Consider the following 25,012-nt stretch of genomic DNA (forward strand, 5'->3'; position numbering starts at 1 on the left):
CACGGCCGCGTCGTTCTGCGGCCAGGTTAGTTTGAATCGTATACCTACAACATCTCAGGAGTTTGCATATGTCGAAACTGTTGTCCCGTGCCGGGTTGCTGGCCGCTCTCTGTCTCATCGTCTGGAGCGCCCAGGCGCAGCAGGCGAATAACCCGGTGGTGATGCAGGGTGGCGGGGTGGAGATCACCCTGCAGGATCTGCAGGCGGCGCTGGCCGCGATGTCACCGGAGCGTGCCGAGCGGGCGCGTACCAAGCAGGTGCACCTGCAGTCCATCGCCGAGAATCTGCTGATCTGGCGCAGCCTGGCCGAGCGCGCCGAGGCCGAGGGCCTGACCGATGACCCGCTGATACAGAAGAGCCTGCAGTTGCAGCGTGAGCAGACCCTGGGCGAGCTGATGCTCAGCCGCGCCGAAGGCCAGGTGCAGGCAGCGGACGTGGAGGAGCTGGCAGAGCTGGAGTACCAGGCCAACAAGTCGCAGATGGCCTCGCTGCCGGTGATCCAGGCCAGCCATATCCTGATCCGTATCGGCGAGGAGGGTGAAGCTGCCGCCCGCGGCAAGGCCGAATCCATTCTGCAGCAGTTGCGCCAGGGACAGGACTTCTCGCGCCTGGCGCGCGAAAACTCGCAGGACGCCAGCGCGGCGCGCGGTGGACGGCTGGGGCGGCTCAAGATGGATCGCCTGGTGCCGGAGTTCAAGGAGGCGCTGCTGCAGTTGACTGAACCGGGGCAGATCTCCGGGGTGGTCAAGAGCGATTTCGGTTTCCACATTATTCGCCTGGAGGAGCGCAGCGATGCGAAGATACCCGACTACGCGGAGGTCAAGGACAAGCTGATCGCCGAGAAGGTGTTGCAGATGCGTAACGTGCGCCGCCAGGCCCTGGTGGATCCGATCCGTGATCCGGAGAAGGTGACCCTTCATGAAGAGGCTCTGGAGAGCCTGCTGCTGCCTGCCGATGCGGCAGAGTAAATGGTGCGGCGCCCGGTGCTGGCGTAAGACCGGGAGCGCACTGTCGTGAGCCTGTTACTGAACGATCTGTGGATCAATCTTCGCAGCCAGGGGTTGTTGCAACCCCTGGTGCGGCGCGAGATCAGTGCGCGTACCGCCGGCACCGGCCTGGGCGTTGCCTGGCTCTACCTGCAGCCGCTGGCGATGATGGCGGTGTACCTGTTTCTGTTTGATATCATATTCGCCATCCGCCTCGGTGAGGCCGGCACCAGCGAACGCATGGGGCTGTTCCTGATCGTCGGCATGACCCCCTGGCTGGCTTTCGCTGACGGCCTCAAGCGTGCCGCCAACAGCTTGGTGGCGGTGGGCAACATGTTGCAGAAAAATCCTTTACCGATACTGCTGTTTCCACTACGCACGGTGCTCGCCTCCTTTCTTATCTACCTGCCACTGTTCCTGGTGATGGTCGGCCTGGCACTCTATTACAAGGGGTTTACCTGGGCGGTGCTCTGGTTTGTGCCCCTGTGGTTGTCGTTGGGGCTGTTGATCCTGCTGGCGGGTAGCCTGCTCTCGCTGATGACCGCGGCCAGTCGCGATAGTGCCGAGGTGCTGGGTCTGTTTCTTTCGGTGGGGTTCTTTGTGGCGCCCATCATCTACCCCATGAGTCGGGTGCCGGAGGTGCTGCGACCGGTGCTCTGGTTGAACCCGGCAACCCCCTGGGTGACCGGGATGCGTTCCGTGTTGTTGACCGGGGAGACCCCGTCAGCCGGCGTGTTCATCGCTATTGCCGCGTGGCTGGCGTTGCTGTTACTGCTGCTCTCCTGGACCTACCAGCGCTGCAGTGAACAGGTGGTGGACTGGCTGTGACGGCGCTGGATAAAACGCAGCGGATACTCAGGGTCGACCACCTGGGCAAGTCCTACAAGCTGTACGATTCACCCTCGGATCGGCTCAAAGAGATCCTCGGGCGGCGCGACCGACACCGGGTCCACTGGGCGTTGCGCGATGTCAGTTTTGAGCTGAATCGCGGTGAGTGTCTCGGCGTGGTGGGTGATAACGGCGCCGGCAAGAGCACCCTGCTCAAGCTGATTACGCAAACCCTGCGCCCCACCACCGGCTCGCTGCAACGTGAGGGCCGGGTGACCGCAATCCTGGAGCTGGGGGCCGGCTTTCACCCGGCCTTCACCGGTCGGGAGAATCTCTACTTTTCCGGCGCCATTATCGGCATTCCGAAGCCGGAGATGCAGCGACTGGAGGCGTCCATTATCGAGTTTTCCGAGCTGGAGGCGGCGATAGACCGCCCGGTCAAGACCTACTCTTCCGGTATGGTGGTGCGCCTGGCTTTTGCACTGGTAACGGCGGTGATACCGGACATCCTGATTATCGATGAGGCGCTGGCCGTGGGCGATCAGCATTTCCAGAAAAAATGTGCCAAGCGAATTCAGGAGTTCAGGCAGCGCGGCTGCGCCATCCTGTTCTGTTCTCACAGCATGTACCACGTCAGAAAACTGTGTGACCAGGCGATCTGGCTGGACGAAGGGGGCGTGCGAGCGATCGGCGAAGTAGAGCCGGTTATCGCCGACTACGAACAGTACGTGCGCGGCCTGGATAGTGAGCCAGAGCAGCCACCCGCCCCGGATGCCGTCGTCCTGCATCCGCCACCTGTTGCAGCAGAGGCGCACAAGGTGCGGGCCGAGCTGATCTCGGTGGAGATCGGCGAGCTGGACCACAGTCAGCCACCCCAGTTGCTGGGCAGTGACCTGCTGGTGACGGTGACCGCGCTGGCCCGCCAGGAGGAGCCGCCGAGTATCGCGGTGATGCTGGAGCGTGCCGACGGTGTCGGCATCACGGCGGTTGGCAGTCACCATGACCGGGTCTGGCCACGCCGTCTGGACAATGATCGCTGGCAGACCTGTCTGCGCTTTCCCGATCTCCCTCTCTACTCCGGTGAGTACCGGGTGAGCGCCTACCTGTTCGATCATGAGGGTGTGCTGGTTCTCGATGAGTGGTTGCAGCATGCCGCGTTCCGGGTCGTCTATCCAACCCTGGAGGTGGGGTTGGTCCGTTTGCCCCATGAGTGGTTATGAGGGTATTGTCTCTGGTCAGACGTCTGCGCGCAGAGTTCAAGGCGCTGATCGAGCTGGTGTTGCTGCCCGGGCTGGCGCTTATTCTACCCTGGTCTCTCTGCTACCGGCTGTTCTGGCAGCTGAGCCGGGCGCCGTTTTTCTACCGCGCGCGTTGTCGGCAGAGCCTGGCGGCGGCGCAACGGGCAGGTTTTGTCGATGACCCGGTGCGTTGGATTCGGCGCTATCGCCTGATGATCATGATTGATCACGCCGATCTCTACCTGTCACGCAGCCGCGGTGACCGCTGGATGGAACGGCACCTGCGCCGGGAGGGCTCATGGCCCGACCCGGGTAACGCGTTTGTCGGTTGTACATTCCATTGGGGTGCCGGTATGTGGGGGCTGAGAGATATCGCCCGCGCCGGGTTGCGCGCCCATGCCCTGGTCGGGCGTCTGCAGAAGGCGGCTTTTCGCGGGCAGTATATTATCGGTCGCTACAGTTTTGCGCGTGTGGCCGAGGTGGGGCGCGCGCTGGGCACCCGGCCACTGGATGTAAGCCGGGACCTGAGCCAGTTATTACGGTTGATACGCCAGCAGGATGTGCTGGTGGCGGCCGTGGATGTGCCTCCGGACGAAGTGGGCGGGTCGATTCCTGTGCGCTTTCTGGGACGCCAGATCAGCGTTCCGCGAGGTATTTTCAGGCTGGCCGCCGGCAAGCGGCTGCCCGTCGTGTTCTACCTCACGGGGTTTGATTTTTCCACAGGGGAACGCTTTCTCCATATCACCGATCCGGTCGTTTCCGGGGATGCGGCGGTGCTGGCGGAGCAGGCGTTTGCCGAACTTGAATCATGGGTCACCAGGCAGCCGGAGTGTTGGCACTTCTGGTTTGCCCTGAATCGATTTACACGGGGGAAGGCCGAGCATCCGGCCTGACGGGGATGAGCAGAATTCACGCGCAGGAGGATCACACACCCGGGGCACCGTCTGAACAGGCGTCGTCTTGCTTGCTGCTGGTCTGTCCGCAGGCGTGGCCGGGCAAGGCCCGGTTGGGCGGCGATTGCCGCTTTATGGAGTATCGATTTGTCGATGCCGCCGCCCGCGATGGCCTGACCGCCTGGTGGGCGGAAGGGGAGCATGGGGCGGGTTCAGACTGTGTCGAAGTCGTCGCCTCATCACGTGCTCTGGAAGGGGGCTTTTCCCAGCAGTCGCTGAACCGGCTGTTTTCACAACAGCTTGCCGACTATCGGCCATCGGCGGTGGTGGTGGTTGGGATCCATGGCTGTACGGTCGATCTTGTCCGCATCGCCGACCTGATGGGTACCCCGGCGGCCTTCATTCTCGACCGCGCGGCGCTGGCCGCCATCGATGCGCTGCAGCCGGCTGGTGGCGATGCCCACTGGGTGGCGGATGCGCTGGCACGCGCCTGCGCCCTGGTGTGGATGGATGCGGGAGAGCCGCCCGCGAACAGGGCAATGGAGTGGGTCGGGATCGAGCAACTGGGTGAGACACTGACAATCGCCGGCCGGGAGAAAAACCGGGCGCGGGGGTTTGATTATGCCCGCTATGAGTTCTGTCTGCGGGATCACCCGCTGTTGCTGCAGATGCAGGCGGCTGATGTCAGCCATTTCAGGGGCTGTGAGCGGGTGCTGGACCTGGGCTGTGGGGCCGGGATCTTTCTCGAACTGCTGCGCCGGGCCGGCATTGAGGGCGAGGGTGTTGAGCGCAGCGAGGCGATTGCCGACTATGCGCGCGGCATGGGGCTGCAGATAGAGACGGGCAATGCGCTTGCCTGGCTGCAACAGGCCGGGCAGCGTTATGACGGCATCTACTGTTCGCACTTCATCGAGCACCTCGACTTCGACCAGGTGCAGGATCTGCTGCAACAGATCACTGAAAAACTGCGTCCGGGCGGGGTTCTGGTATTGGCGTTTCCCGATCCCGAGTCGATACGCAGCCAGTTGCTCGGGTTCTGGCGTGACCCGGAGCATGTGCGCTTCTATCATCCCGAGTTGATTGCCACGCTTGCCGTTTCCCTGGGGCTGAGCTGCGAGTGGCGCAGCTATGATGATCAGCCGCACCGGGTGGTCTCCTTTCCCCTGGCCCCACCACCGGTGGCAGAGGCCCCGGGTGGTGTAATGTCCGGGCCGGTGCCGGCCGGGGGGCGCTGGATCGGCCGTCTGCTCGCCCGTCTTGGCCTGGTTAGTGTCAGCCAGTACCAGGAACTGCTGCATGAGGTGAACCGGGTGATGGAGAGGCAGAACCGGGTGTTGCAGCAGTTGGAGGCGCGGACCGATACCCTGTGGGCGGTGAATCAGACCTGGGCGTGGAATGATAATGCGCTGCTCAGGTTCAGGAAGCGATAGTGTCGGCATCCGCTTTTTTTGCCCCACGGGCTGTTTATAGGGACACAGAGCAGGGGCGTTGCCAGCCCTCTCTGTGGTATCAATTTTGATTTAGTTTGAAAGGGTTAATGTTATGTCACAACAGAAGAAGCCGGATAATCGGGTTGAACCCCTGCTGAAACGATTCATCGATCTGGCCAACCAGATGCGTGAGGAGGGGGTTCCGGTTGAGTTGGTTAATGCCGGATTGATGTTTGCCTCCTGCACCTACGCGACCTACTTCAGTGCGGGTAATGAGGGGTATCTGGAGCAGAGCGGTGTGGAGAAGGTGATGGAGGCCTACCGGCGCAACCTGGAGAGCCTGCAGAAGGTGAAGAAGGCGCAGGTCAATCCGGATGGAAAGGGTTAAGTTGATGCCGGGCAGCGTCGGCCGGTCGGCCGTGTGAAACCCGGGGAATAGCCGGTGCAGGCGTTCATGCAAAGCCAGCGTCCACAGGTGGATGTGATCATCCCGGTGTACCGCGATCTGGCGGTGACACGCCGCTGTATCGAGTCGGTATTGAATACGTCCGCTGATCGCCGTGGCGAGGTTGTCGTGGTTGACGACGCCTCTCCCGATGACGGTCTTTCAGGCTGGTGTGAGCGGCTATCTGCAAGCGGGCGGGTGACCCTGCTGCGCAACGACAGGAACCAGGGTTTCGTGGCCTCGGTCAACCGTGCCATGCGGCACTGCGCCGGGCACGATGTGGTGCTTCTGAACAGCGATACCGAGGTCGCCAATGACTGGCTGCAGCGGCTGGCGGATACCGCCTACGCAGCACCGGACATTGCCAGCGTCACCCCCTTCTCCAATAACGCCACCATCTGCAGCTATCCCTACCCCGAATGGCCGGGCGGGCTGCCGGGCGCACTCTCCCTGCAGGCGTTGGACAACTGCTTTGCGCAGGCCAATGCGGGTGCGTTTGTCGATATACCCACCGCCGTCGGGTTCTGCATGTATATCCGCAGGGCGGCCCTGGACCAGGTCGGCTATTTCGATGAAGCGGCCTTTGGCCGCGGTTACGGGGAAGAGAACGATTTCTGTCGGCGCGCCCTGGCCAGTGGCTGGCGCAATGTGCTCTGCGCCGGCCTGTTTGTCTATCACCAGGGCTCGGTCAGCTTCGGCGCGGACAAGGATGCCTTGGGCGACAGTGCCATGGCGGTGATTGAGCAGCGCTACCCGGATTACCTACCGCAGGTCAGGCGCTTCATTGCACAGGATCCCCTGGAACCCCTGCGCAAAGCGGTGGACAGGGTGCGTGCCGCGTGCGGCGACCTGTTTCCGCTTGCCCTGCTCGCCACCGCCAACAGCAGCGAGGCGGAGGTGCTGGCCACGCTGCAGGATCTGCGGGTTCGTGGTCGTGATGAGGGGGTCACGCTGTTTTGTGAAGAAGAGGCCCTGCAGCGGGTGTTGAAGCGACGCCTGGCGGCGCGTCACGAGGTGATTTTCATGCCCGGACTGTGGGCGGCAGATGGAATCCGCCGCCTGATGCAGAGTCGTTATGGCCCGGTTGACTATGTTCTGTTGCATGCCGGGGCCAGACTGCCGCCTGGCGGACCGGCCCTGCTGCATGTGGTACATAGTTGGGGCGGCGGCGTGGAGCGCTGGGTGGAGCAGTTCTGCAAGGCGGATACGGCACATGAACACTATGTTCTGAGCGCCGCGGGCTGTGACTTTGCCCAGGGGGAGCGACTGCTGCTGCGCCGGGATGCTCCGGCAGGTGAGCTGATCGCAGAGTGGCGGCTTGCGCGACCGATCCATGCAACCGCGCTGTCACATAGCGAGTATCGACAAATACTGAGTGCGATTATCGCCCTCTTCGGTATTGATCGGGTGATGCTCTCCTCGTTGATCGGGCATGCGCTGGATGCGCTGGAAACGGGCTTGCCGACGATATGGGTCGCCCACGATCACTACCCCTGGTGTTCGTCCATCGTGCACTACTTTGAAGGCGTCTGTGAGCAGTGTGACTACGATCGTTTGCAGCGTTGCCTGCAGCACAACCGGTTCGATTTCCTGAGCCGCTATTATAGTGCCGACGAAGCGATGCTGCTGCGGCAGCGTCTGCGCCGGCTGGTAAACTCCGAGCAGTTGACACTGGTGGCGCCGACCCGAGGCGTGAGTGAGCGTATCGGCGCACTGGTGCCGGGACTGGATACGACGCGCTGGCCGGTTATTCCACACGGCCTGGAACTGAGCGAGCAACACCCCTCGTCAGCGGCTGCCGGGCCGGTGAAAAAATCAGCAAGAGCGGGTACGGCGCCTACGCGGGATACTGCAAAGACTTCGGGTGGGGTGGGCACGGCACCCATGCGGGATACTGCAAAAAAGTCAGGTAGGGTGGACACGCTTTTTGTGCCCACGCGGATACCTGGAGAGAGAAAAAGAGCGCTGGTGCTGGGACGCCTGCATCCCCACAAGGGGCAGCAGTTACTGCAGCAGGCCCTGCCCCGCCTGACACAACTGTGTGACATTGTGCTGCTGGGTGGGGGAGATGCTGCCCACCAGTTCGAGTCGGTTCCCGGCATCGAGATCATTCCCGTTTATGCGCATCATGCACTTGAACAGCATGTCCATGACATCAACCCGGATTTCGCCATTCTCGCCTCCATTGTGCCGGAGACCTTTAGTTATACCCTCAGCGAGTTGTGGGCGCTGGGTGTTCCGCCGCTGGCTACCGATATCGGGGCCTTTCATGAGCGCATAACGAATGGTGAAGACGGGTTACTGTACAGCCCGGATGCGGACGCTCTGGTGCAGGCCGTTCAGCGAATGGTGAATGATGAGCAACTGCTTGAGCATATTGCCGGAGTGGTAAGAGACAAATCACCCGTCACCATCGGCCAGATGGTCGAGGCGTACCTGGACTTGTTTACCGCACTGGAAGGCAGTGGCCGGCAACGCCAGCCGGTATCGAAAAGAGGCTATACGCTGGCGCAGTTCAGGGTGGTACTCGAGGCCCTCGTGTCACCGGCACGTGCAGAGGCACAGCATGGCATTGCGCAGGTTGAAATCCTGCGCCAGGCGTTGCGTGTCTGCGAGTCCGACAAGCGGGAATTGGATGCACGGTTGAATGCCATACAGGGCTCCAGGGCATGGCGCTGGATCAAGGGCTTGCGTGGGTTTCGGCAGCGCTTGCTGAACAGGTTTGGAGATAAAAGATGACAGATCCAAAGGTTCTGTTTGGATTGCACATTACGAAATGTGCCGGCACCTCGATTCTCAAGGCGGCACAGTCGCAGTTGCCTGCTAGCCAGATCTACCAGGCCACGGCCCTGATCGAGAACTTCTGGCAGAACAGTAACGAGTTTTACGAGATTACCAATCACCAGGGGATACGGTTTTTTTTCGGTCATCATGTCTATGACGAGATGGTCAAGCTGTTCAACGATGTCTATCTCTTCACCTTCCTGCGGGATCCGATCGACAGGCATGTCAGCAACTTCAAGTTCCTCAACCGGCTTCGTTCCGATCTCTCGCTTCCCGCCATGTCGGTCGAAGAGTATATCGGCAGGGAGAACAGCATGTACAGTGAGTACAGCATGTGTGGTTTTATCCTGTCCAGATTTTCCGGCTTTGTTGACCCTGCAGCAGAGACAGCGGCAGAGAAGGCGATATCCGCCCTCAGCAAATTTGATTATGTCGGCGACCTGGCGACCCTGTCTGGTTTTTCCGATGTCATGGCGGAATATCTTGGACTGGAGTTTTCCGGGATAACCAAAGAGAACGTCTCTCTGGCGGATGAAAATATCAATGATGAGGTTCTGGATGAGCTGGTTGAGTCACTCAATGCGGCTGATGATATTGAACTTTACCGGGCCTTCAAATCATCACCCGGCGGATTGCGGAATCCATTCCAGACCAGGCAGGCAGTGGAGTGGCGGAGTACGGTATTTGCTGCAGGCGAGTACGACTACGGGAAACTGGAGGACAGGTTGGTCAACAGTCTCTACTGGGAGTACCGTGATCATGGTGTCCTTGATCAGTTTCTCGATCTGATACCGCAGAAATTGTCGTTCCTTAACAAGTTTGTCGAAAAGGCGACACCGCAGCCTGAGGTCGTCGACGATCAGGATGGGACTGCACCGATCGAAATCGACACGCTGCTGGATACGCAGGATGGGTGGCTGAAACGGATTGCCAGGGCGGTTAAAAATTTAGGGTAGGGTGGGCACGAAAAACGTGCCCGCCCTGCCACGCTTCAGATCCAGTGCCGGCGCAGGAACGGTTATCGTCTGAGAAGGCGGTTGCGGAGCCACAGCATTTTCACCATCATACGAAGGGAAAGTTTGAATGATGTGCTGATCCCCGGATTTGCGTACAGGCCGGGAAGCCAGCCGATTTCCCGCAGATAGTCTCTGGTTCTTGCGCGGTGTTTTGTTGAATAGGGCGATCTCAGGATATCCCAGGTACTGACGCTTTGCGCCTTGTTTGAAAACCCGCCGGCGCCGAATGTTTCATTGTGGTTGAGCCTGAAGTAGGCGTGGGCCAGGAAGGCGGGGGGCGTGTTGATGATCCCGTGCCACATTTTCAAGGCGCAGGGCCTGATCTCCTGCGCGCTGTATGCCTGGATGCGGATCAGCCTGGCCCAGAAAGCAATGCTGTCGATTACACCGGCTTGGTAGTGGCGGATGCTCTCCTCGAAGACACGGTTCTCCTGCTGATCGACAAGGCGTATTGCCTGGACCCCCCGGGCTGTCCTTTGATAGCCGGTGACGCTGCCATTGGGTGAGTTACATAGCATCTCAAATGGCGCTACGGAATCCAGCAGTTCGGCGAATCGATTATTCACGTTCAGGTTTGTCGCCCAGGCGTTTTTGCTGCTGTTGCCCGGTTGGTGGTTGAGGAACCTGTTCAGCGCAAGATAGTAGCCATGCCAGGTTATTTCTGGCAGGGTGTGTGCTAGGTTGTCCTGAATGCTGCCGCGCCATCCGATATCGACAATGCCCAGGTTGCGACTGCTGTCACTGTCGATACCGTGGGTCTGCAGGTAACCGAGGAGTTGCTCCCGCTTGTTGCCAAGATGCGCATTCAGTCGCTGCTGTGTCTCAGGCTGTTGCAGGAAGTTTTGCATGCGCGGGTCTTTCCAGGGGAGCTGGATCGGGGTGTCGATATCCATACCCAGTCTATCAAGTGCCTCTTGAAACGCTTCCGGCTCAATATCCAGTGATGCAAAAAGCGCACGCGGAGATTGTATGCTGTACTGGCTCCACAGGCGCATCAGCTCGTCACTGGATGCCTGTTTTAATGAGGCTGAAAAAGTGGCGATACGACTCACTTCAAGTAGCTGGGCGGGAGGTGGCGTGATACCGATGGGATCCTCGGCGGCAAGCTTTTGGTAGAGGCGGTGAAAGAACTCCCCTTCACGGGTGAAGAAGAACAGCTGTTCCACTTTGTCGGTGATGGCATGCTGCATGATATGCAGAATGAAACCGATCCATAGAAGTGAGGTCTGGCGACCGTACTGGTATGCCGGATGGGGTGTTTCACCCTGAACAGTTTCGTTTGTCCAGTCTGCAGAGGCTTTCTCCAGGGCAGCCTGTCGTGCGTTGAATGCACGCGCGTGTTGCAGTCGCTTGTTGTGCTCCGCTTGCGGTTGGAAGTGAATGGCCTCAATGCCCAGTTTTTTTGCGGCAAAGACGTCGGCGTTTGGGTTGTCACCAATATGAATATGCTGCTGTGGCTGAATACCGAGTTCACCCTGGACCTGAGTGAACAGTCTTCCAGACCGTTTGTTGTAACCGATATCGCATGATGACCAGCCGTTGGGAACCAGTTCACTCAGTCTATGGTGATCCAGTAAGGCGCGCAATTGTGTTGCCGGCATGTAAAAATCTGACAGGAACATCCGCTGCTCAACCTCGATCTCTTCAATGGTTGTGCGGATCGTCGGGTCGGGATAAGTGACCCGTTGCTCCTGCTCCAGTTCGATGCTGGCGATCGACTCGATCAGTGCGCTGCGCTGCGGCGATCCTCGGGTAATCTGCGTGATACCGATCAGGTCCAGCCAGCGATCATAAACATCAAGCAGGCTGTACTCGTCATCCAGCCCGGCGTTTTTGGCCTCGCTCCCAATATGTTTTTCCGCCAGTTGTCGCTGGCGCATGAGTGTCCAGGCATCGCGTTTTTCTTCAGGCAGCAGATTGCCATAAAGTGTCAGCAGGTAACGGGAGACGTGCAGCTTGACGCAGTCCGGATGACACTCCCTCCTGAGCAGGGTGTCCCAGATATCAATTGTCAGCACTGTCCGGCGCTGCGCTTGATTCACAGGAGTGCCCTGCGCAGCCGATGGTAGATGAAGCGCGCGACCTTGCGTGGAAACGGGGGTAGAAATGCCAGTCGGCCGATGTCGTGCGCCTGGGATTGACTTTTGTCGGCCGGACATAATTGCAGGTCGGCTTTTACCGCCTCCTGTCGATAGAGCGGTGTCGGCTCGGTCGGCGAAACCGGGTCGCCTGCCAGCAGTTCGGTTACCGTATCCAGGAACTGGGACAGTCCCTGATTGATAGGGCGCGATTTCATAAATTCGATGCAACGTTGTCCCATAGCGGCCGCCTTGCCACTTGAAGATAACAACTCCATGAGGCCGGTTGCGATTGCTTCTGGTGTCTGTTCGCACAACAGCATGGCGTCATCGGGAAAATCATATAGCGTATTCTCACGGTGTATCTCTACCACCGGAAGACCTGCTGCCATCATTTCGAAGGGTATGCGTGACGGGTTGCTGGCGCTTATACAGAGCCCCACCTGGCATCGATTATAGAGTTCGTTGCAGGATTTCAGATCAATCAGTCCAAGGTTGGTATGCTCGAACCAGATATTCTGTTTCTCCCTGGAGCCATAGAGATATATCGTTACATCAGGCAGGTGACGCTTTACGATGCCCAGTGCCTCCAGTCCGATGCGTGCACAGCGACGCGGTTTTTCCGGTTGGTAAATAAAACAGATTGCCCTCTCTTTTTCTACAGCCGGAAGCGGCTTGTAGATATTGAGGTCGGCGCAGAAATCGAAGTAATTTGCTAGTACCCTGTGTTGCTGGTTCAGCTTGGCCGGTAGCCACCTGCCGATCGTGATTGGATGCAGACCATAACAGTAGGAGTTTTCGGCCAGCAGGAAGCCATCACCCATGGGATTGAACCAAGCCTCGTAGTCCTGCACGAAATAGCACTTGGTGCAGGGAAACGGTAGTGCGCGGACCACCTTGGCAGAGTACCAGATGGTCGCGAAGATCATGTCGGCCGGTTCGATATCAGACCAGCTTGAACGAACATCGGAAAACTCAAAACCAAAAATCCGGTTGATTTCGCTTTTCAGGCGATGGCTGCTCTCGGCGCCTTTGTTTTCCATGTAGAGTATGCATTCATGACCTGAGCGCTGCAGGTGATCAGCGTGTTGAAGTATGGTTCTGTGTCCACCGGAGCCTTCAAGTAATCCCGGTACAAGCCATGCGATTGTAGCCATGTTTTAAACCTTGTGTTCGCGCCTGGCGATCTGTTCTGATGTAGGGTGAGTCACTTTTGAGCGGCCTTTTATCGTCCTGGAATCAGGCGGCCGAGAAAACGTGCCAGACGGATTGCGCGACTTGAATTGAGCGTTGTGTAATCCTGGAACAGCTTGTCATGCCTGGTTTGCAGGGTCTGGTACTCTTCGGCTTTTGCGTCAAGTCTTTGGTCTCGCTCCTTGATCATGGCGTCCATGTTGTGGATCGCTTGCAGCCTTTCAACAAGTAACTCTTTTTGTGTTTCGATTGTCTGGTTCCGGTGTGTGATCATGTTCTCCATGTTTTGCATCGCATTCCAGCGTTCCCTGACCAGTTTTTTCAGGGTTTCAATAGTGTTCGCCTGTTCGAAAAGAGCGTTCAGCGAGCGAAAAAGTGTACCCGATATTTGGTTCTCTTTGGCCAGTTTCTCCAGCCACCATGCATGATCCGCAGACGGACTGCACTGCTGTAGAAGATCGTTGTCACTGACGCCCTGGAGGCGGGCGATCAAGAAACAGAGTAGCGAGAGTGGGTGCAGACTGTCGTTGTGGAGCAGGTGCTGGCAGGTTCTGGAACTGTTTTCCAGGTCGTCGTTATTACCCGACTCCCCGCTCTGCTGAATAGCCCGTGACTGGATATACGAATTCTCATGAATGTGGCGCCAGTGGTCGCCTTCGGCCAGGGTGTTCCCGCTATGAATCCGGTAGTAGACAAGCGGTTCCTTCAGCCACACCGGCTGGGTGTACTCCAGGGATCTTGCGGCCCAGTCCCAGTCATGAGTATAACGCAGTGCTTGAAATGGTCCGACCCTGTCAAAAAGGGTTCGGGAGAAAAAGAAATTGGATGTGCTGATAGCCGGGTTCCCGGCCAGGAACCACGCTTCCGGGGCCAGGGTATCGCAGTATGCCAGGAGTTGCCGGTGAAGGCGAATGCGCTCTTCAGCTATGCCCGGGGTGGCTTGAGAATAGATGAACTCAGTGTTGGAGAATGCAAAAAAAACGCAACTATTGTCCTGCTCTGCCACTGATACCAGTTGCTCGATGCGCGAGGTGTGATAGCGATCATCGGAGTTCAGGATGCTTATGTACTTTCCCCGTGATCTGCCGATTGCAAGATTCAGGGTTGCATGCGCGCCTAGATTGGTCTGGTTGCGTGTCGCGTTGATTCTGGGGTCTGCCAGGCTCGTGATCACGTCCCAGGTATTGTCGCTGGATGCATCATCGATAATGATGACTTCGATCTCCCGCCAGCTCTGTTGCAGCGCGCTTTCTATGGCCTCCTTGACATGCTCCTGGTGGTTATACGCAGGAATAATGATGCTAACGATTGGGTCGCCACTTTCTGTTTGCTGGTTCATTGGGCTGGCGGAGGTCATGTTTTCGGATAGTGGTGCCCTTTTGAGCGGGCTGCCGGATGGTATCATAGAGATGATAAGCGGGCTAATACCGTGTGCCAAAGGTCACAAAATCGTTAACTCCAGGGGGTGGTTAAGGTATACTCACCGGCCGTGGAAGTCCTTGTTGCAAAAAGGGAATTGCCGTCTGGGATGGCCCTGGTCGGGCGCTGCGGTGTTTGTGGAATCATTATCGGGATGGGGCACCGTTCGGCATGGCGTCGTCAGCGGTTATCGGTATCGTGACAGAACGGGGCCGTGGGAAACCGCTTGATGCGCGTTTAGGATGCGAGGTAAAGGTGCGGGGTTCCCACGGTTCTCCCTCTTCCCGGATGGGCATGTTGCCGGTCCTCCGGATAGCCGATTGTGTCGATGGTCATGATGGCGGATTCCGGGCCGGGTCCGGAGACGGAAAAAATATGTTAAATAGGGTGAAATGCGGATAGATGACAACCGCCAGTAAAGACCAGGTGGCGAGCGTAGATGGGACCGGTAGGGTATCGCTGGTTGTAGTCAACCATAATTCAGGTTCGCTATTGCAGGCGTGTATTCAGTCCGCCCGGCATCAGGTCGATGAGCTACTGATAGTGGATAATGCGTCGAGCGATTTGAGTCTGGCTGAGTGCGAGGCGCGGTTTGCGAAAGAGCGGAAAATCCGGTTTATAAAAAATGCTGCAAATCTCGGGTTTGCGGCAGCCTGCAATATCGGTCTTGCGCACTCAAAAGGGAAATTAGTTCTTTTTTTGAACCCGGATAGCCAGCTCGACGAGGGGGCTGTTGAGCATCTCTGCAAGGCGATAGCTGGCGATCCTGCGGTCGGCATGGTCGGTGGGCTGCTGGTCAACCCCGATGGCAGCGAGCAGGGTGGAGGTCGGCGCGCCATCCCGACACCCTGGCGTTCGTTTGTGCGTGCGTTTGGTCTGTACCGTTTGCAGTACCGATGGCCGCGCATTTTCTATGATTTTTACCTGCATAAACTGCCATTGCCGGAGGAAGCCGTTGAAGTGGAGTCGATATCAGGCGCCTGCATGATGGTGAAACGTGAAGCGGTTTCCGATGTCGGGGAGTGGGATGATAACTATTTTCTGCATTGCGAAGACCTGGATTGGTGTATGCGGTTTCGCGCCGGCGGCTGGAAAATCCTTTTTGTTCCCTCAGCCCGGGTGGTGCACATGCTGGGTGCCTGTAGTCGTGCCAGGCCCATTTTTGTAGAATGGCACAAACACAAGGGGATGTTGCGCTTTTATCGTAAATTTTTTCGACACCAGTACCCCTATGGCCTGATGGGTCTGGTAGCGGTCGGCGTGTGGGTGAGATTTGCCATGGTGGCTTCGTTTAAGATGGTGCATAGGAAACAGTGATAGCTTCCGCAGCTTGTCCCCGCTCTGTTGGGGTTCTAGGTGGGTCCAGTTATGTAGGGCGGTCGCTTTTACCTGAATTGCGTGTCTCTGGCTGCCGGGTGGTCGCTTTTTCGCGCACTCCGGAGGCGCGCGCGGATGCGGATGGGATTGATTGGCGCGGTTTGCCTGACAGGAACTCTTTACCACTTGCTCCCGTGCCTGCCGATGAAATACTGGCCTGGTGGGTTGCACTGATGCCAATCTGGGCGCTACCGGACCATTTTGCCCTGCTGGAGTCTTATGGCGTTCGACGTATCGTGGTGCTCTCATCAACCAGCCAGTTTACCAAGTGCAACTCCTCAAGCCGTTATGAAAAGGATCTGGCCAGGCGGCTTGCCGAGTCGGAGGTCGAGGTGCAGGCGTGGGCAGATACGCAGGGTGTGGAGTGGATCGTCTTGCGGCCAACGTTGATCTACGGTTATGGCCAAGACAGGAATATAACCGAAATTGCCCGGTTTATACGGCGCTTCGGTTTTTTTCCGCTTCTGGGCAGTGCCGGTGGATTGCGTCAGCCAGTCCATGCCGATGATGTTGCCAAGGCCTGTGTTTCCGCTCTTTTTCAAAGCGACGTGGCTGGCTGGGCCTTTAATATCTCCGGGGGTGAGGTGATCACCTATCGCGAGATGGTTGAGCGGATATTTCGGGCACTACAGCGGCAAAGCCGATTTGTTGTTGTTCCCTTGTGGGGGTTTCAGCTGGTGATGATATCCCTGCGGCTGTTTTCCAAGTACCGCCACTGGTCGATAGAGATGATTCAGCGCATGAACAGTGACCTGGTTTTCGATCATGAGGATGCCAGGCACCGGTTTGGCTTCAATCCGCGGGTTTTCACGCTCTCTTCGGATGATGTGTCGCCATGAGTTCGGGGGAACTGCTCTTTATCCCGATCTCTGTATTGCCGTTGCCCGGGGGGGCTGTCGTGGTTGACGCTGACCGACTGTGGAAAATCCAAAGGTTTCCTGATGAAACGCTTTCTAGTTTACGATAATAGTCGGGGTGTGTTCTGTTGAGCGGTACAGGTGCTACCACAGAAAACCAGCAGCAAGCCGAGTGTATTACACAGAGTCCGGCATGGAAAGCCTTGCTGAAACATCGGGAAACGATAAAAGATCGCCACCTGCGCGATTGGTTTCAGGCTGATCCGGACCGTTCTGTAAAATTGTCCTTCCAGGTTGAAGGACTGCGGGTGGATTTTTCACGGCAAAGGCTCGGTCTGGAGACTTTCCGCCTGCTGCAAAACCTTGCGCAAACGGCAGGGGTGGCAGCCTGTCGTGATCGTATGTTTGCCGGCGCCAAGGTCAATAGCAGTGAAGATCGCAGGGTGCTCCATCCCGCCTTACGCTATCTGGGGCCGGGTGCGTTTCCGTCGTCGTCGCTCGACGTGATGCCTGACATAAGGGAAGAGCGTGCCAGGATGCGCTCGTTTTCAGACCAAGTGCGTAATGGAAAATGGCGTGGATTTTCCGGTGATACAATTCGCGATGTTGTGAATATTGGTATCGGTGGTTCAGTGCTTGGGCCAAAGCTGGTGGTGCATGCGTTGGCGGCTTCGCGGCATCCGCGGCTGAGATTTCATTTTGTCTCGAACCCCGATAGCGCAAGTCTGGCCCCTCTGCTGGATTCGCTTGATCCGCGCACAACCCTTTTTGTGCTGGCGAGTAAATCATTTACCACCCGCGAGACGATGCTCAATACCGCATCCGCATGCGACTGGCTGTGTGCCGCATTCAAGGGGCAGAGAGAGACCGTGCTTTCCAGGCACTGCGTTGCTGTGACGGCCTGTCCGGACTATGCCCGGGAGTTGGGATTGGGTGATGCGAATATATTCCGCATATGGGACTGGGTGGGTGGTCGCTACTCCCTCTGGTCTGCCGTTGGCATCACTATTGCGCTTGCAGCTGGCATGGAGCGTTTCGAGCAGTTGCTATCAGGCGCGCAGGAGATGGATCAGCATTTCATGCAGGCTCCACTGGCAGGAAATCTGCCCGTGCTCATGGCTCTGGTGGATATATGGAATACAAATTTTCTCGGCGCACAAACCCGTACGATTTTACCTTATTGTGAATTATTACGTTTTCTGCCGGCATTTCTCCAGCAACTTGAAATGGAGTCAAATGGTAAAAGTGTCGGTACTCTTGGCCAGTGCCTGGATTATCGAACCAGTCCGGTTATCTGGGGTCAAATCGGCCCTGAGGGGCAGCATGCCTTTTTTCAGTTGCTACATCAGGGAAGTTGGCTTGTACCTTGTGAAATTATTGTTAGCGCCCGGAGCAATTTCCCTTTGTCTGGTCACCAGGAGTCGCTGTTGGCAAACTGTTTTGCACAGGCTACGGCGCTTGCATTCGGTAGGACTGCGTCAGAAGTGCGCATGGATCTTGAGTCCGCCGGCTACGCTGATGATGAAATAGCCAGGCTGCTGCCGCACAAGGTGTTGCCGGGTAACCAGCCCTCCACAATGCTACTGCTGCCCCAATTGGACCCTTATCATCTCGGGTTATTGTTGGCGTTTTATGAGCATAAAACCTTCACTCAGGGAGTTATCTGGGGGGTTAACCCGTTCGACCAGTGGGGTGTTGAGTTTGGCAAGCAGATTGCCGAATGCCTACAGCCTGCCTTACGTGGAGAAGTTGAATTGGATGGTTTTGACCAATCCACGGCGGAGTATATCCGGTGGTACCGCAGGTATGGTACCTCCTGAGTCAGCTCGGGGAGGCTGTAAAGGAACTTTTGATATCCATATGGAGCCGGGCGGGGGTCTGGATTGCGGTCGGGCAGAAAGCCGGCGGTGCCTGGGAGGTGTTGAGTAATGTCCTGCTATGACATGGCCAAACGAATGCTTGATCTGTTGCTGCTGGGAGTGGTAACCGGCCTGGCCAGCCTTCCGCTTGTTTTACTGGCAGTTCTGATCAAAGTGACCTCACCCGGACCGGTTCTGTACTGGTCTGACCGCGTTGGGCGCGAGAATAGAATTTTTCGTATGCCCAAGTTCCGGACGATGCATGTGGATACACCCGCAGTAGCCACCCATCTGCTCAAGGATCCGCAACACTGCATGACCCCGCTGGGCCCTGTTTTACGCAGGACCAGCCTGGATGAGTTGCCCCAGTTGTGGAGTATTCTGACGGGTGATATGAGCTTTGTCGGGCCGCGTCCGGCACTGTACAACCAGGATGATCTGATAGCCCTGAGGAGTGCCTCCGGGGTTCATAGGTTGATCCCTGGCCTGACTGGCTGGGCGCAGGTAAATGGTCGTGATGAGTTGCCGATCCCCGAGAAGGTCAAGCTGGATGAGGAGTATATACGCAGGCGGTCGCTTGCTTTTGATCTCAGGATTCTGTGGTTGACTCTACTAAGTGTGCTACGGCGTGCAGGTGTTTCACACTGACTCGGCACGGATCTTCCCGTAGGCGCGGCTTCAGCCGCGATGGCTCATTCTGGTGGCGTGATGGTATCGCAGCTAAAGCAACTCCTACAAAAAACACCCTCCTTATGCAACAGATAACTCGGACAGGGTGAAAAACATGGTAAACTCGTCGTCAGGATAGGATAAGTTTCAAACACGGAAGTGGATCAAAAAACAGTTATGGATTTGCAAGGTGAATGCGGCTCTTCAACCGCGAATGGCACATTTTCCGTCCATCATCACGGTGCTGTCACTGGTGTGACCGGCTCCTGCCATGAGTTACGGCTGGCTGATGGCCGCTCCCTGCTTGTCGATTGCGGGCTGTTCCAGGGGGCGGATCAATCGGTGCGAGGTGTCTCCGGAGAGGGGCTGTAGATCGAGTTTCCTGTGGATGATTTGCTGGGGTAGGTGGTGACCTATGTGCATATTGACCATGTGGGGCGTATTCCCTATCTCCTTGTGGCCGGATTTCGCGGGCCAATCTACTGCAGCGAGGCGTCGGCGCTGCTTCCGCCGCTGGTGCCGGAGGATGCGTTGAAGGTTGGGGTGAACCGCAATGCTTCCCTGATTAAGCGTTTTCTTGGGCAGATCTGGCGCCAAGTGGTTGCGCTGCCGTATAAAAAGTGGCGCTCGGTGACGCAGGGGGTCTCTGTCAAGCTGCATCCCGCGGGCCATATCCTGGGTTCGGCCTATGTGGAGTTCAAGGTTGAGAGTTCAAGTATGGAGAATGCGCTTGCCAAAAGGAACCACCGGGTGGTCTTTTTCGGCGACTTGGGCGCCTCCCATACGCCACTGTTGCCTGCGCCGAGGCCTCCCTGGCGGGCTGATCTGCTGGTTCTTGAGAGCACCTACGGTGACCGCTTGCATGAAAATCGGACTCAGCGCCAGATGCGTCTCGGGCACGCCATTGAACACGCCCTGGTCAATCGTGGAACGATACTGGTTCCCGCCTTCTCGATTGGCCGGACCCAGGAGCTGCTCTATGACTTGGAGAGCCTGATTCATCGCATGGGTGGTCGGCGGTTGACGGGCAGTATGTGCTGGAGTGATCTGGAGGTCATTGTCGATTCTCCCCTGGCAGCGAAAATGACTGACTGCTATCTCCGGCTACGCCATCTGTGGGACAATGAGGCGCGCAGACGCGTCAATAGCGGGCGTTATCCGCTGAATTTCGAACAACTCTACACGGTGGAGAGCCATGATGAGCATCGGCAGACGGTCGCCTACCTGGCAAGCAGCGGACGACACCAGCGGTGGTGATTGCAGCCAGTGGCATGTGCAGCGGCGGCAGGGTGGTCAACTACCTGAAATCGATGCTTGGTGACCCGCGTCACAGCGTGTTGTTGGTCGGCTACCAGGCTACCGCTACTCCAGGGCGGATTATCCAGAAGTATGGTCCTGCGGGTGGTTACGTCGATCTGGATGGAGAGCGTTTTTCGATACGCACCAGGGTGCATACTGTGGATGGATATTCCGCCCATGCTGATCAGGACGATCTGATTCGTTTTGTGAAGGGTATTCGTCAGCGCCCACGAGAGATTCGCCTGGTACATGGGGAAGAGGCGGCAAAGCGGGAACTGCGGCGCCGGTTGCAACGCTTGCTGCCCGGGACCGCTGTCGGAATTGCTTAGCAAGCCATTGATTTTTTATATTGGTTAGTCCATTTTTCATTCTTTGGTTACCCATGAAGGGGATAGCCGGGGCCGGTTTGGCGATTCGACAGATTGCCACTCAACCCAGGCCACCTGAAGCGCCTGCATGGATAAGCGCTATATGCCGTCAACGGCACTATAATGGACAGATGAGATATTAATGCTGGAATCATTTCATAATCGTACCGCACTACCGGTGCTTGCCTTGCCGCGCTATGTGAAGCGGATTATCGCGCTGACAGTGGATGCCAGTCTCTGCCTGTTGACAGTCTGGCTGGCATACTATTTGCGGCTAGGTGAATGGGTATCACTGGCCGGCCAACCGACCTGGGTGGTGGTTGCCTCATTGGGGCTGGCGCTACCGATTTTTATCGTGTCGGGACTGTACCGGGCCATATTTCGTTATTCTGGGTGGCCCGCCTTGCTAACGGTTACCAGGGCAGTGGCGATTTATGGGTTGCTGTTCTCATCTGTTTTTACGCTCATCGGTGTTGACGGTATTCCCCGGACGATCGGTTTGATTCAGCCCCTGTTGCTGCTGTTTACCGTGGCTGGATCGCGCATTCTGGCGCGCTACTGGCTTGGCGGGATGTACCAGAGCCAACTGCGAATGGCGGACCTGCCGAAGGCCCTGATCTATGGCGCTGGAATAACCGGACGGCAGCTTGCCAATGCGATGGCGAATAGTACCGATCTGCGGGTGACCGGTTTTCTGGATGATGATGATCGGCTGCATGGCCATATCCTCAATGGATTGCCTGTGTACTCGCCGGAGGATCTGCCCGGGCTGATAGAATCCAATGGCATGACCGATGTGCTTTTGGCATTGCCGTCGGTTCAGCGTAATAGACGAAACGAGATATTGGAGCAGATGCTGAATTACCACGTGGCCGTGCGTACCCTACCAAGCCTGGATGACTTGGCGCAGGGCAAGGTCACTATTTCGGATATCAGGGAGCTGGATATTGATGATCTGCTAGGGCGTGAGCCGGTTGTTCCAAATCATATCCTGCTGGGTAAGTGCGTGACTGATAAGATCGTTCTGGTGACGGGTGCAGGCGGCTCTATCGGTGGTGAGCTTTGTCGACAGATCATCAAGCTTTCTCCCGCAACACTGTTATTGGTCGAGCAGAGTGAATTTGCCTTGTATAATCTTCACCAGGAGTTGCTGGGTCGATTGTCCGCTCAGGACGAAAAGGGGATTATCCTGATACCTCTTTTGGCCTCGGTACGTGATGAGGTGCGGATGCGGGAGATCATGGCTACCTGGAGACCGCATACCGTTTACCATGCGGCCGCCTACAAGCATGTTCCTCTGGTAGAGCACAATCCTGCCGAGGGTGTCAGAAATAATGTATTGGGTACCCTGGCCGCCGCCAGGGCGGCGATGGAGCAGGGTGTGGCAGACTTCGTTCTTGTCAGTACCGATAAGGCAGTACGGCCCACCAACATCATGGGTGCAAGTAAGCGGCTCTCGGAAATCGTGTTGCAGGCACTGGCGGCCCGCTCTTCATTCACCAGATTCTGCATGGTGCGTTTTGGCAATGTGCTCGGTTCTTCGGGCTCGGTAGTCCCCAAGTTTCGTCAGCAAGTCAGGGATGGCGGCCCCATTACCCTGACTCACCCGGATATCACCCGTTATTTCATGACAATTCCCGAGGCGGCCCAATTGGTTATTCAGGCAGGAGCCATGGCAAAAGGAGGGGACGTTTTTGTGCTGGACATGGGACAGCCGGTGAAGATCATGGATCTTGCCCGGCGTATGGTAGAGTTATCGGGCCTGACAGTGCAGGACGAGGATAATCCTGAAGGTGATATTGAGATTCAGATCACCAGTTTGCGGCCGGGCGAAAAGCTCTATGAGGAACTCCTGATTGGTGACAACCCCGGGGTCACTTCTCATCCAAGGATCATGAAAGCGCACGATGATTTTCTGCCTTGGGCACTGCTCGAAGAGAAGTTGAGTGCCCTGGTTGTTGCGTTGGATGCGAATGATGTCGATGTAATCAAGGTTATGTTGAAGCAGATGGTCCCCGGTTACCAGCCAGATCAATCTATTGTGGACTGGGTCTATCTGGAGCAGCAGTCTATAGTGGAACAGGGCGTGATCAGTGGTAGCTAGCAGCGGGTAGCCTAGCCGTCAACATGAGAGCACTATATACCTTCTTTCTCTACCTAGCGTTCCCTATCGTTCTGCTCCGTCTCTTCTGGCGGAGCTTGAAGAATCCCGACTACCGGCGACGTATACCTGAGCGCCTGGGTTGGCTGCCATTTAATGTATTGAAAGAGAGTCTGTGGCTGCACACGGTTTCGGTGGGCGAAACCCAGGCGGCTGAACCGCTGGTGCGGCGTTTGCAGGAACAATTCCCCGGTATTCCCATTGTGCTCACCACCACCACACCTACCGGCTCTGACCGGGTGAAGCGGCTGTTTGGCGATTCGGTGATCCATGCCTATTTCCCCTACGATCTGCCGTTTGCCATCAAGGGGTTTCTGAAGACCCTGCAGCCAAGGCTGCTGGTGATGATGGAAACCGAGGTCTGGCCCAATTTGCTGGCCCTGTGCGAGCAGCATTCCATACCCACTATCCTGGCCAACGCCCGTCTCTCGGAGCGCTCCGCCAGGGGCTATGCACGGCTGGGTCCGTTCACACGGGAGACCTTCGGTCGTATCGGTCTGGTGGCTGCCCAGTCGCCGGCGGATGCGGAGCGCTTTCTTGGTCTGGGACTGGGGTCGGACCGGGTCCGCGTCACCGGCAGCATCAAGTTCGATGTCCGCCTGCCGGCGAGCCTGAAGGAGCAGGGCGAGGCGCTACGCCGTACCTGGGAGGGGCGTCCCGTCTGGGTGGCAGCCAGCACCCGGGAAGGAGAGGATGAGCAGATCCTGGACGCTCATCGCAAGGTGCTGCGGGCACTGCCTGAAGCGCTGCTGGTGCTGGTGCCGCGTCATCCGGAGCGATTCGATAAGGTGGCCCTGCTCTGTCAGCGGGAAGGGTTTACATCGGCGCGGCGAACAACGGGTGAGTCCTGTGGCCCGGATATCCAGGTGTTGCTGGGTGATACCATGGGTGAGCTGACGCTGTTCCTGGCGGCGGCGGATGTCGCCTTCGTGGGCGGCAGCCTGGTGCCGACCGGGGGTCACAATGTGCTGGAGCCGGCGGCCCTTGGGCTACCGGTTGTGTTCGGTCCCCACATGTTCAATTTTTCCATGATCAGCCGCATGCTGTTGGTCGAGGGCGCCGCGCTTGAGGTGACTAACACCGAGGCGTTGGCAGAAGTGATTATTGAGTGGTTGTCTGATGCCAGCCTGCGCGCGCGCTTTGGCGAGAACGGACTGCGGGTGGTTGAGGCCAATCGTGGCGCGCTGGACAGGCTGTTCGATATCATTAGCGGATACCTGGAAGCGGGTTGATCTTTGCTGTGGCAATTGGCGGACTCTGAAATAAGAAAATTCCTACCCAGGCTTTCCTGAATGACGCTATAACTGAAGTCGTTAAACGACTAGGATGTCATCTCTTTTGATGGGATGTTCTTACAAGGAGTGTATAAATGAAGCGTTTTAAATTGTTAGTTGGTACCGCTTTGCTGTTGGCGTCCGCCGTCCTTTCGGCCGGCCAGGTGAATATCAATACTGCCACAGCAGAGCAGATTGCCACCGAATTGAAGGGGATCGGTGATTCCAAGGCCCAGGCTATCGTGGCCTATCGAACGCAAAACGGTGCCTTCAAAACGGCCGATGATCTGGCCATGGTCAAGGGTATTGGTGAGAAGACCGTCGCGGCCAACCGGGAAAATATTTTGATCGGCGAGCCGGGTAAGTAGTACGGTAGTAAGTAAAAAAAGGGCGCCCATACAGGTGGCGCCCTTTTTTTGTGTTGCGATCAACTTCGATTGTCGGGTTACGTCTTCGACTAGGGCCTGTTAACGCTAATTAGCGCATCTGTAATTAGTGCGAAATGGATGAAGAACATGAAAAACGGAGGGTGTAAATAATTCTGTGTAACCGCCGGGGTTATACATAGTCGCTGATGCGGTCCTCAAACTCGATCATAAACCGGTTCAGTGCAGCCTTCCAATTTCTGATCGGCATTGTCCATTTTTTTGATGCGTCCATGATTGCGAGGTAGACCACCTTCCGGGGCATCCCCCGCATTTCCCGGCGACAGAGAAAATGTCACCGCCGTTTGTGCGCCGGCTGCAACCATATGAATTTTGGTTGTCCATCCGGCTCGCGATTTACCGATAGATTGTTCACCGTTTTTTTTAACGCTCCAGTGCCATCGGGATGAAC

Annotated in this window: 21 protein-coding genes and 1 pseudogene; 18 read left to right on the forward strand and 4 right to left on the reverse strand. The window is 57.2% G+C overall.

Features of this window, described 5'->3' with window-relative positions; translation table 11 throughout:
* Window positions 1-68 precede the first annotated feature (68 nt).
* The 8 genes from A3GO_RS0117450 to A3GO_RS0117485 all read left to right on the forward strand — a co-directional run bounded on the left by A3GO_RS0117450 (window position 69) and on the right by A3GO_RS0117485 (window position 9,560).
* On the forward strand, window positions 69-968 hold the full coding sequence (locus A3GO_RS0117450) for a foldase protein PrsA (RefSeq protein WP_029134495.1): 900 nt from the start codon (window positions 69-71) through the stop codon (window positions 966-968).
* A gap of 45 nt (window positions 969-1,013) precedes the next feature.
* Window positions 1,014-1,814, forward strand: coding sequence for an ABC transporter permease (locus A3GO_RS0117455; RefSeq protein WP_051302554.1), 801 nt, complete (start codon window positions 1,014-1,016; stop codon window positions 1,812-1,814).
* Window positions 1,811-3,034, forward strand: coding sequence for an ABC transporter ATP-binding protein (locus A3GO_RS0117460; protein WP_029134497.1), 1,224 nt, complete (start codon window positions 1,811-1,813; stop codon window positions 3,032-3,034). The genes A3GO_RS0117455 and A3GO_RS0117460 overlap by 4 nt, the downstream gene beginning before the upstream one ends.
* Window positions 3,031-3,945 (forward strand): lysophospholipid acyltransferase family protein, encoded by a 915-nt coding sequence (locus A3GO_RS26220; protein WP_051302556.1) that lies wholly within the window; start codon window positions 3,031-3,033, stop codon window positions 3,943-3,945. The genes A3GO_RS0117460 and A3GO_RS26220 overlap by 4 nt, the downstream gene beginning before the upstream one ends.
* Before the next feature lie 5 nt (window positions 3,946-3,950).
* The gene (locus tag A3GO_RS0117470) at window positions 3,951-5,375 is read left to right on the forward strand and encodes a class I SAM-dependent methyltransferase (protein WP_169720420.1); all 1,425 of its coding nucleotides are present in this window, start codon (window positions 3,951-3,953) and stop codon (window positions 5,373-5,375) included.
* Between the two features lie 112 nt (window positions 5,376-5,487).
* The gene (locus A3GO_RS0117475; protein WP_245621773.1) at window positions 5,488-5,763 is read left to right on the forward strand and encodes a DUF3144 domain-containing protein; all 276 of its coding nucleotides are present in this window, start codon (window positions 5,488-5,490) and stop codon (window positions 5,761-5,763) included.
* A gap of 66 nt (window positions 5,764-5,829) precedes the next feature.
* Window positions 5,830-8,559 (forward strand): glycosyltransferase, encoded by a 2,730-nt coding sequence (locus tag A3GO_RS25475; RefSeq protein WP_051302558.1) that lies wholly within the window; start codon window positions 5,830-5,832, stop codon window positions 8,557-8,559.
* On the forward strand, window positions 8,556-9,560 hold the full coding sequence (locus A3GO_RS0117485; RefSeq protein WP_029134501.1) for a sulfotransferase family 2 domain-containing protein: 1,005 nt from the start codon (window positions 8,556-8,558) through the stop codon (window positions 9,558-9,560). The genes A3GO_RS25475 and A3GO_RS0117485 overlap by 4 nt, the downstream gene beginning before the upstream one ends.
* A 62-nt stretch (window positions 9,561-9,622) precedes the next feature.
* On the opposite strand, the gene A3GO_RS0117490 is transcribed toward A3GO_RS0117485, so the two are convergent.
* The 3 genes from A3GO_RS0117490 to A3GO_RS24380 all read right to left on the reverse strand — a co-directional run bounded on the left by A3GO_RS0117490 (window position 9,623) and on the right by A3GO_RS24380 (window position 14,231).
* Window positions 9,623-11,662, reverse strand: a complete 2,040-nt coding sequence (locus tag A3GO_RS0117490) for a hypothetical protein (protein WP_029134502.1) — start codon at window positions 11,660-11,662, stop codon at window positions 9,623-9,625.
* Entirely contained in the window at window positions 11,659-12,855 is a 1,197-nt protein-coding gene (locus tag A3GO_RS0117495; protein WP_029134503.1) for a rhamnosyltransferase WsaF family glycosyltransferase, read from the reverse strand. The genes A3GO_RS0117490 and A3GO_RS0117495 overlap by 4 nt, the downstream gene beginning before the upstream one ends.
* A gap of 68 nt (window positions 12,856-12,923) precedes the next feature.
* On the reverse strand, window positions 12,924-14,231 hold the full coding sequence (locus A3GO_RS24380; protein ID WP_169720421.1) for a glycosyltransferase family 2 protein: 1,308 nt from the start codon (window positions 14,229-14,231) through the stop codon (window positions 12,924-12,926).
* A gap of 482 nt (window positions 14,232-14,713) precedes the next feature.
* Between A3GO_RS24380 and A3GO_RS0117505 the strand changes: the two genes are divergently transcribed.
* The 10 genes from A3GO_RS0117505 (at window position 14,714) to A3GO_RS0117540 (ending at window position 24,543) form a co-directional block, all read left to right on the forward strand.
* A complete protein-coding gene (locus A3GO_RS0117505; protein WP_051302563.1) occupies window positions 14,714-15,628 on the forward strand; it encodes a glycosyltransferase family 2 protein in 915 nt (304 codons plus the stop codon).
* A gap of 233 nt (window positions 15,629-15,861) precedes the next feature.
* Complete coding sequence (locus A3GO_RS0117510; RefSeq protein ID WP_245621774.1) at window positions 15,862-16,527, forward strand: NAD-dependent epimerase/dehydratase family protein; 666 nt, start codon at window positions 15,862-15,864, stop codon at window positions 16,525-16,527.
* 146 nt (window positions 16,528-16,673) lie between these two features.
* Window positions 16,674-18,365, forward strand: a complete 1,692-nt coding sequence (gene pgi, locus A3GO_RS0117515) for a glucose-6-phosphate isomerase (RefSeq protein WP_245621775.1) — start codon at window positions 16,674-16,676, stop codon at window positions 18,363-18,365.
* A 108-nt stretch (window positions 18,366-18,473) separates the two neighbouring features.
* The gene (locus A3GO_RS0117520; protein ID WP_029134507.1) at window positions 18,474-19,052 is read left to right on the forward strand and encodes a sugar transferase; all 579 of its coding nucleotides are present in this window, start codon (window positions 18,474-18,476) and stop codon (window positions 19,050-19,052) included.
* A gap of 198 nt (window positions 19,053-19,250) precedes the next feature.
* Entirely contained in the window at window positions 19,251-19,445 is a 195-nt protein-coding gene (locus A3GO_RS26605; RefSeq protein ID WP_245621776.1) for a hypothetical protein, read from the forward strand.
* A gap of 45 nt (window positions 19,446-19,490) precedes the next feature.
* Complete coding sequence (locus A3GO_RS26775) at window positions 19,491-20,330, forward strand: MBL fold metallo-hydrolase (protein WP_335340059.1); 840 nt, start codon at window positions 19,491-19,493, stop codon at window positions 20,328-20,330.
* On the forward strand, window positions 20,327-20,701 hold the full coding sequence (locus tag A3GO_RS26780; RefSeq protein WP_335340060.1) for an MBL fold metallo-hydrolase RNA specificity domain-containing protein: 375 nt from the start codon (window positions 20,327-20,329) through the stop codon (window positions 20,699-20,701). The genes A3GO_RS26775 and A3GO_RS26780 overlap by 4 nt, the downstream gene beginning before the upstream one ends.
* A 181-nt stretch (window positions 20,702-20,882) precedes the next feature.
* Window positions 20,883-22,844, forward strand: a complete 1,962-nt coding sequence (locus tag A3GO_RS0117530; RefSeq protein ID WP_029134508.1) for a polysaccharide biosynthesis protein — start codon at window positions 20,883-20,885, stop codon at window positions 22,842-22,844.
* Window positions 22,845-22,867: 23 nt separating this feature from the next.
* A complete protein-coding gene (gene waaA / locus A3GO_RS0117535; protein WP_029134509.1) occupies window positions 22,868-24,133 on the forward strand; it encodes a lipid IV(A) 3-deoxy-D-manno-octulosonic acid transferase in 1,266 nt (421 codons plus the stop codon).
* Window positions 24,134-24,270: 137 nt separating this feature from the next.
* On the forward strand, window positions 24,271-24,543 hold the full coding sequence (locus A3GO_RS0117540) for a ComEA family DNA-binding protein (RefSeq protein WP_029134510.1): 273 nt from the start codon (window positions 24,271-24,273) through the stop codon (window positions 24,541-24,543).
* Window positions 24,544-24,851: 308 nt separating this feature from the next.
* Here A3GO_RS0117540 and A3GO_RS26230 read toward each other — a convergent pair.
* A pseudogene (locus A3GO_RS26230) lies at window positions 24,852-25,012 on the reverse strand (IS5-like element ISCARN85 family transposase); the annotation flags it as partial.

Source organism: Sedimenticola selenatireducens DSM 17993, assembly GCF_000428045.1.
In the GTDB taxonomy this organism is placed as follows: domain Bacteria; phylum Pseudomonadota; class Gammaproteobacteria; order Chromatiales; family Chromatiaceae; genus Sedimenticola; species Sedimenticola selenatireducens.

What these genes read in the sequence shown, in the direction of transcription:
- A3GO_RS0117510 (WP_245621774.1), top strand. Translation starts at nt 15,862, where the DNA reads ATGCCAATCTGGGCGCTACCGGACCATTTTGCCCTGCTGGAGTCTTAT.
- A3GO_RS26220 (WP_051302556.1), top strand. Translation starts at nt 3,031, where the DNA reads ATGAGGGTATTGTCTCTGGTCAGACGTCTGCGCGCAGAGTTCAAGGCG.
- A3GO_RS0117495 (WP_029134503.1), bottom strand. Translation starts at nt 12,855, where the DNA reads ATGGCTACAATCGCATGGCTTGTACCGGGATTACTTGAAGGCTCCGGT.
- A3GO_RS24380 (WP_169720421.1), bottom strand. Translation starts at nt 14,231, where the DNA reads ATGAACCAGCAAACAGAAAGTGGCGACCCAATCGTTAGCATCATTATT.
- A3GO_RS26605 (WP_245621776.1), top strand. Translation starts at nt 19,251, where the DNA reads ATGGATTTGCAAGGTGAATGCGGCTCTTCAACCGCGAATGGCACATTT.
- A3GO_RS0117540 (WP_029134510.1), top strand. Translation starts at nt 24,271, where the DNA reads ATGAAGCGTTTTAAATTGTTAGTTGGTACCGCTTTGCTGTTGGCGTCC.
- A3GO_RS0117505 (WP_051302563.1), top strand. Translation starts at nt 14,714, where the DNA reads ATGACAACCGCCAGTAAAGACCAGGTGGCGAGCGTAGATGGGACCGGT.
- waaA (WP_029134509.1), top strand. Translation starts at nt 22,868, where the DNA reads ATGAGAGCACTATATACCTTCTTTCTCTACCTAGCGTTCCCTATCGTT.
- A3GO_RS0117485 (WP_029134501.1), top strand. Translation starts at nt 8,556, where the DNA reads ATGACAGATCCAAAGGTTCTGTTTGGATTGCACATTACGAAATGTGCC.
- A3GO_RS0117530 (WP_029134508.1), top strand. Translation starts at nt 20,883, where the DNA reads ATGCTGGAATCATTTCATAATCGTACCGCACTACCGGTGCTTGCCTTG.
- A3GO_RS25475 (WP_051302558.1), top strand. Translation starts at nt 5,830, where the DNA reads ATGCAAAGCCAGCGTCCACAGGTGGATGTGATCATCCCGGTGTACCGC.
- A3GO_RS0117475 (WP_245621773.1), top strand. Translation starts at nt 5,488, where the DNA reads ATGTCACAACAGAAGAAGCCGGATAATCGGGTTGAACCCCTGCTGAAA.
- A3GO_RS0117520 (WP_029134507.1), top strand. Translation starts at nt 18,474, where the DNA reads ATGTCCTGCTATGACATGGCCAAACGAATGCTTGATCTGTTGCTGCTG.
- A3GO_RS0117470 (WP_169720420.1), top strand. Translation starts at nt 3,951, where the DNA reads ATGAGCAGAATTCACGCGCAGGAGGATCACACACCCGGGGCACCGTCT.
- A3GO_RS0117450 (WP_029134495.1), top strand. Translation starts at nt 69, where the DNA reads ATGTCGAAACTGTTGTCCCGTGCCGGGTTGCTGGCCGCTCTCTGTCTC.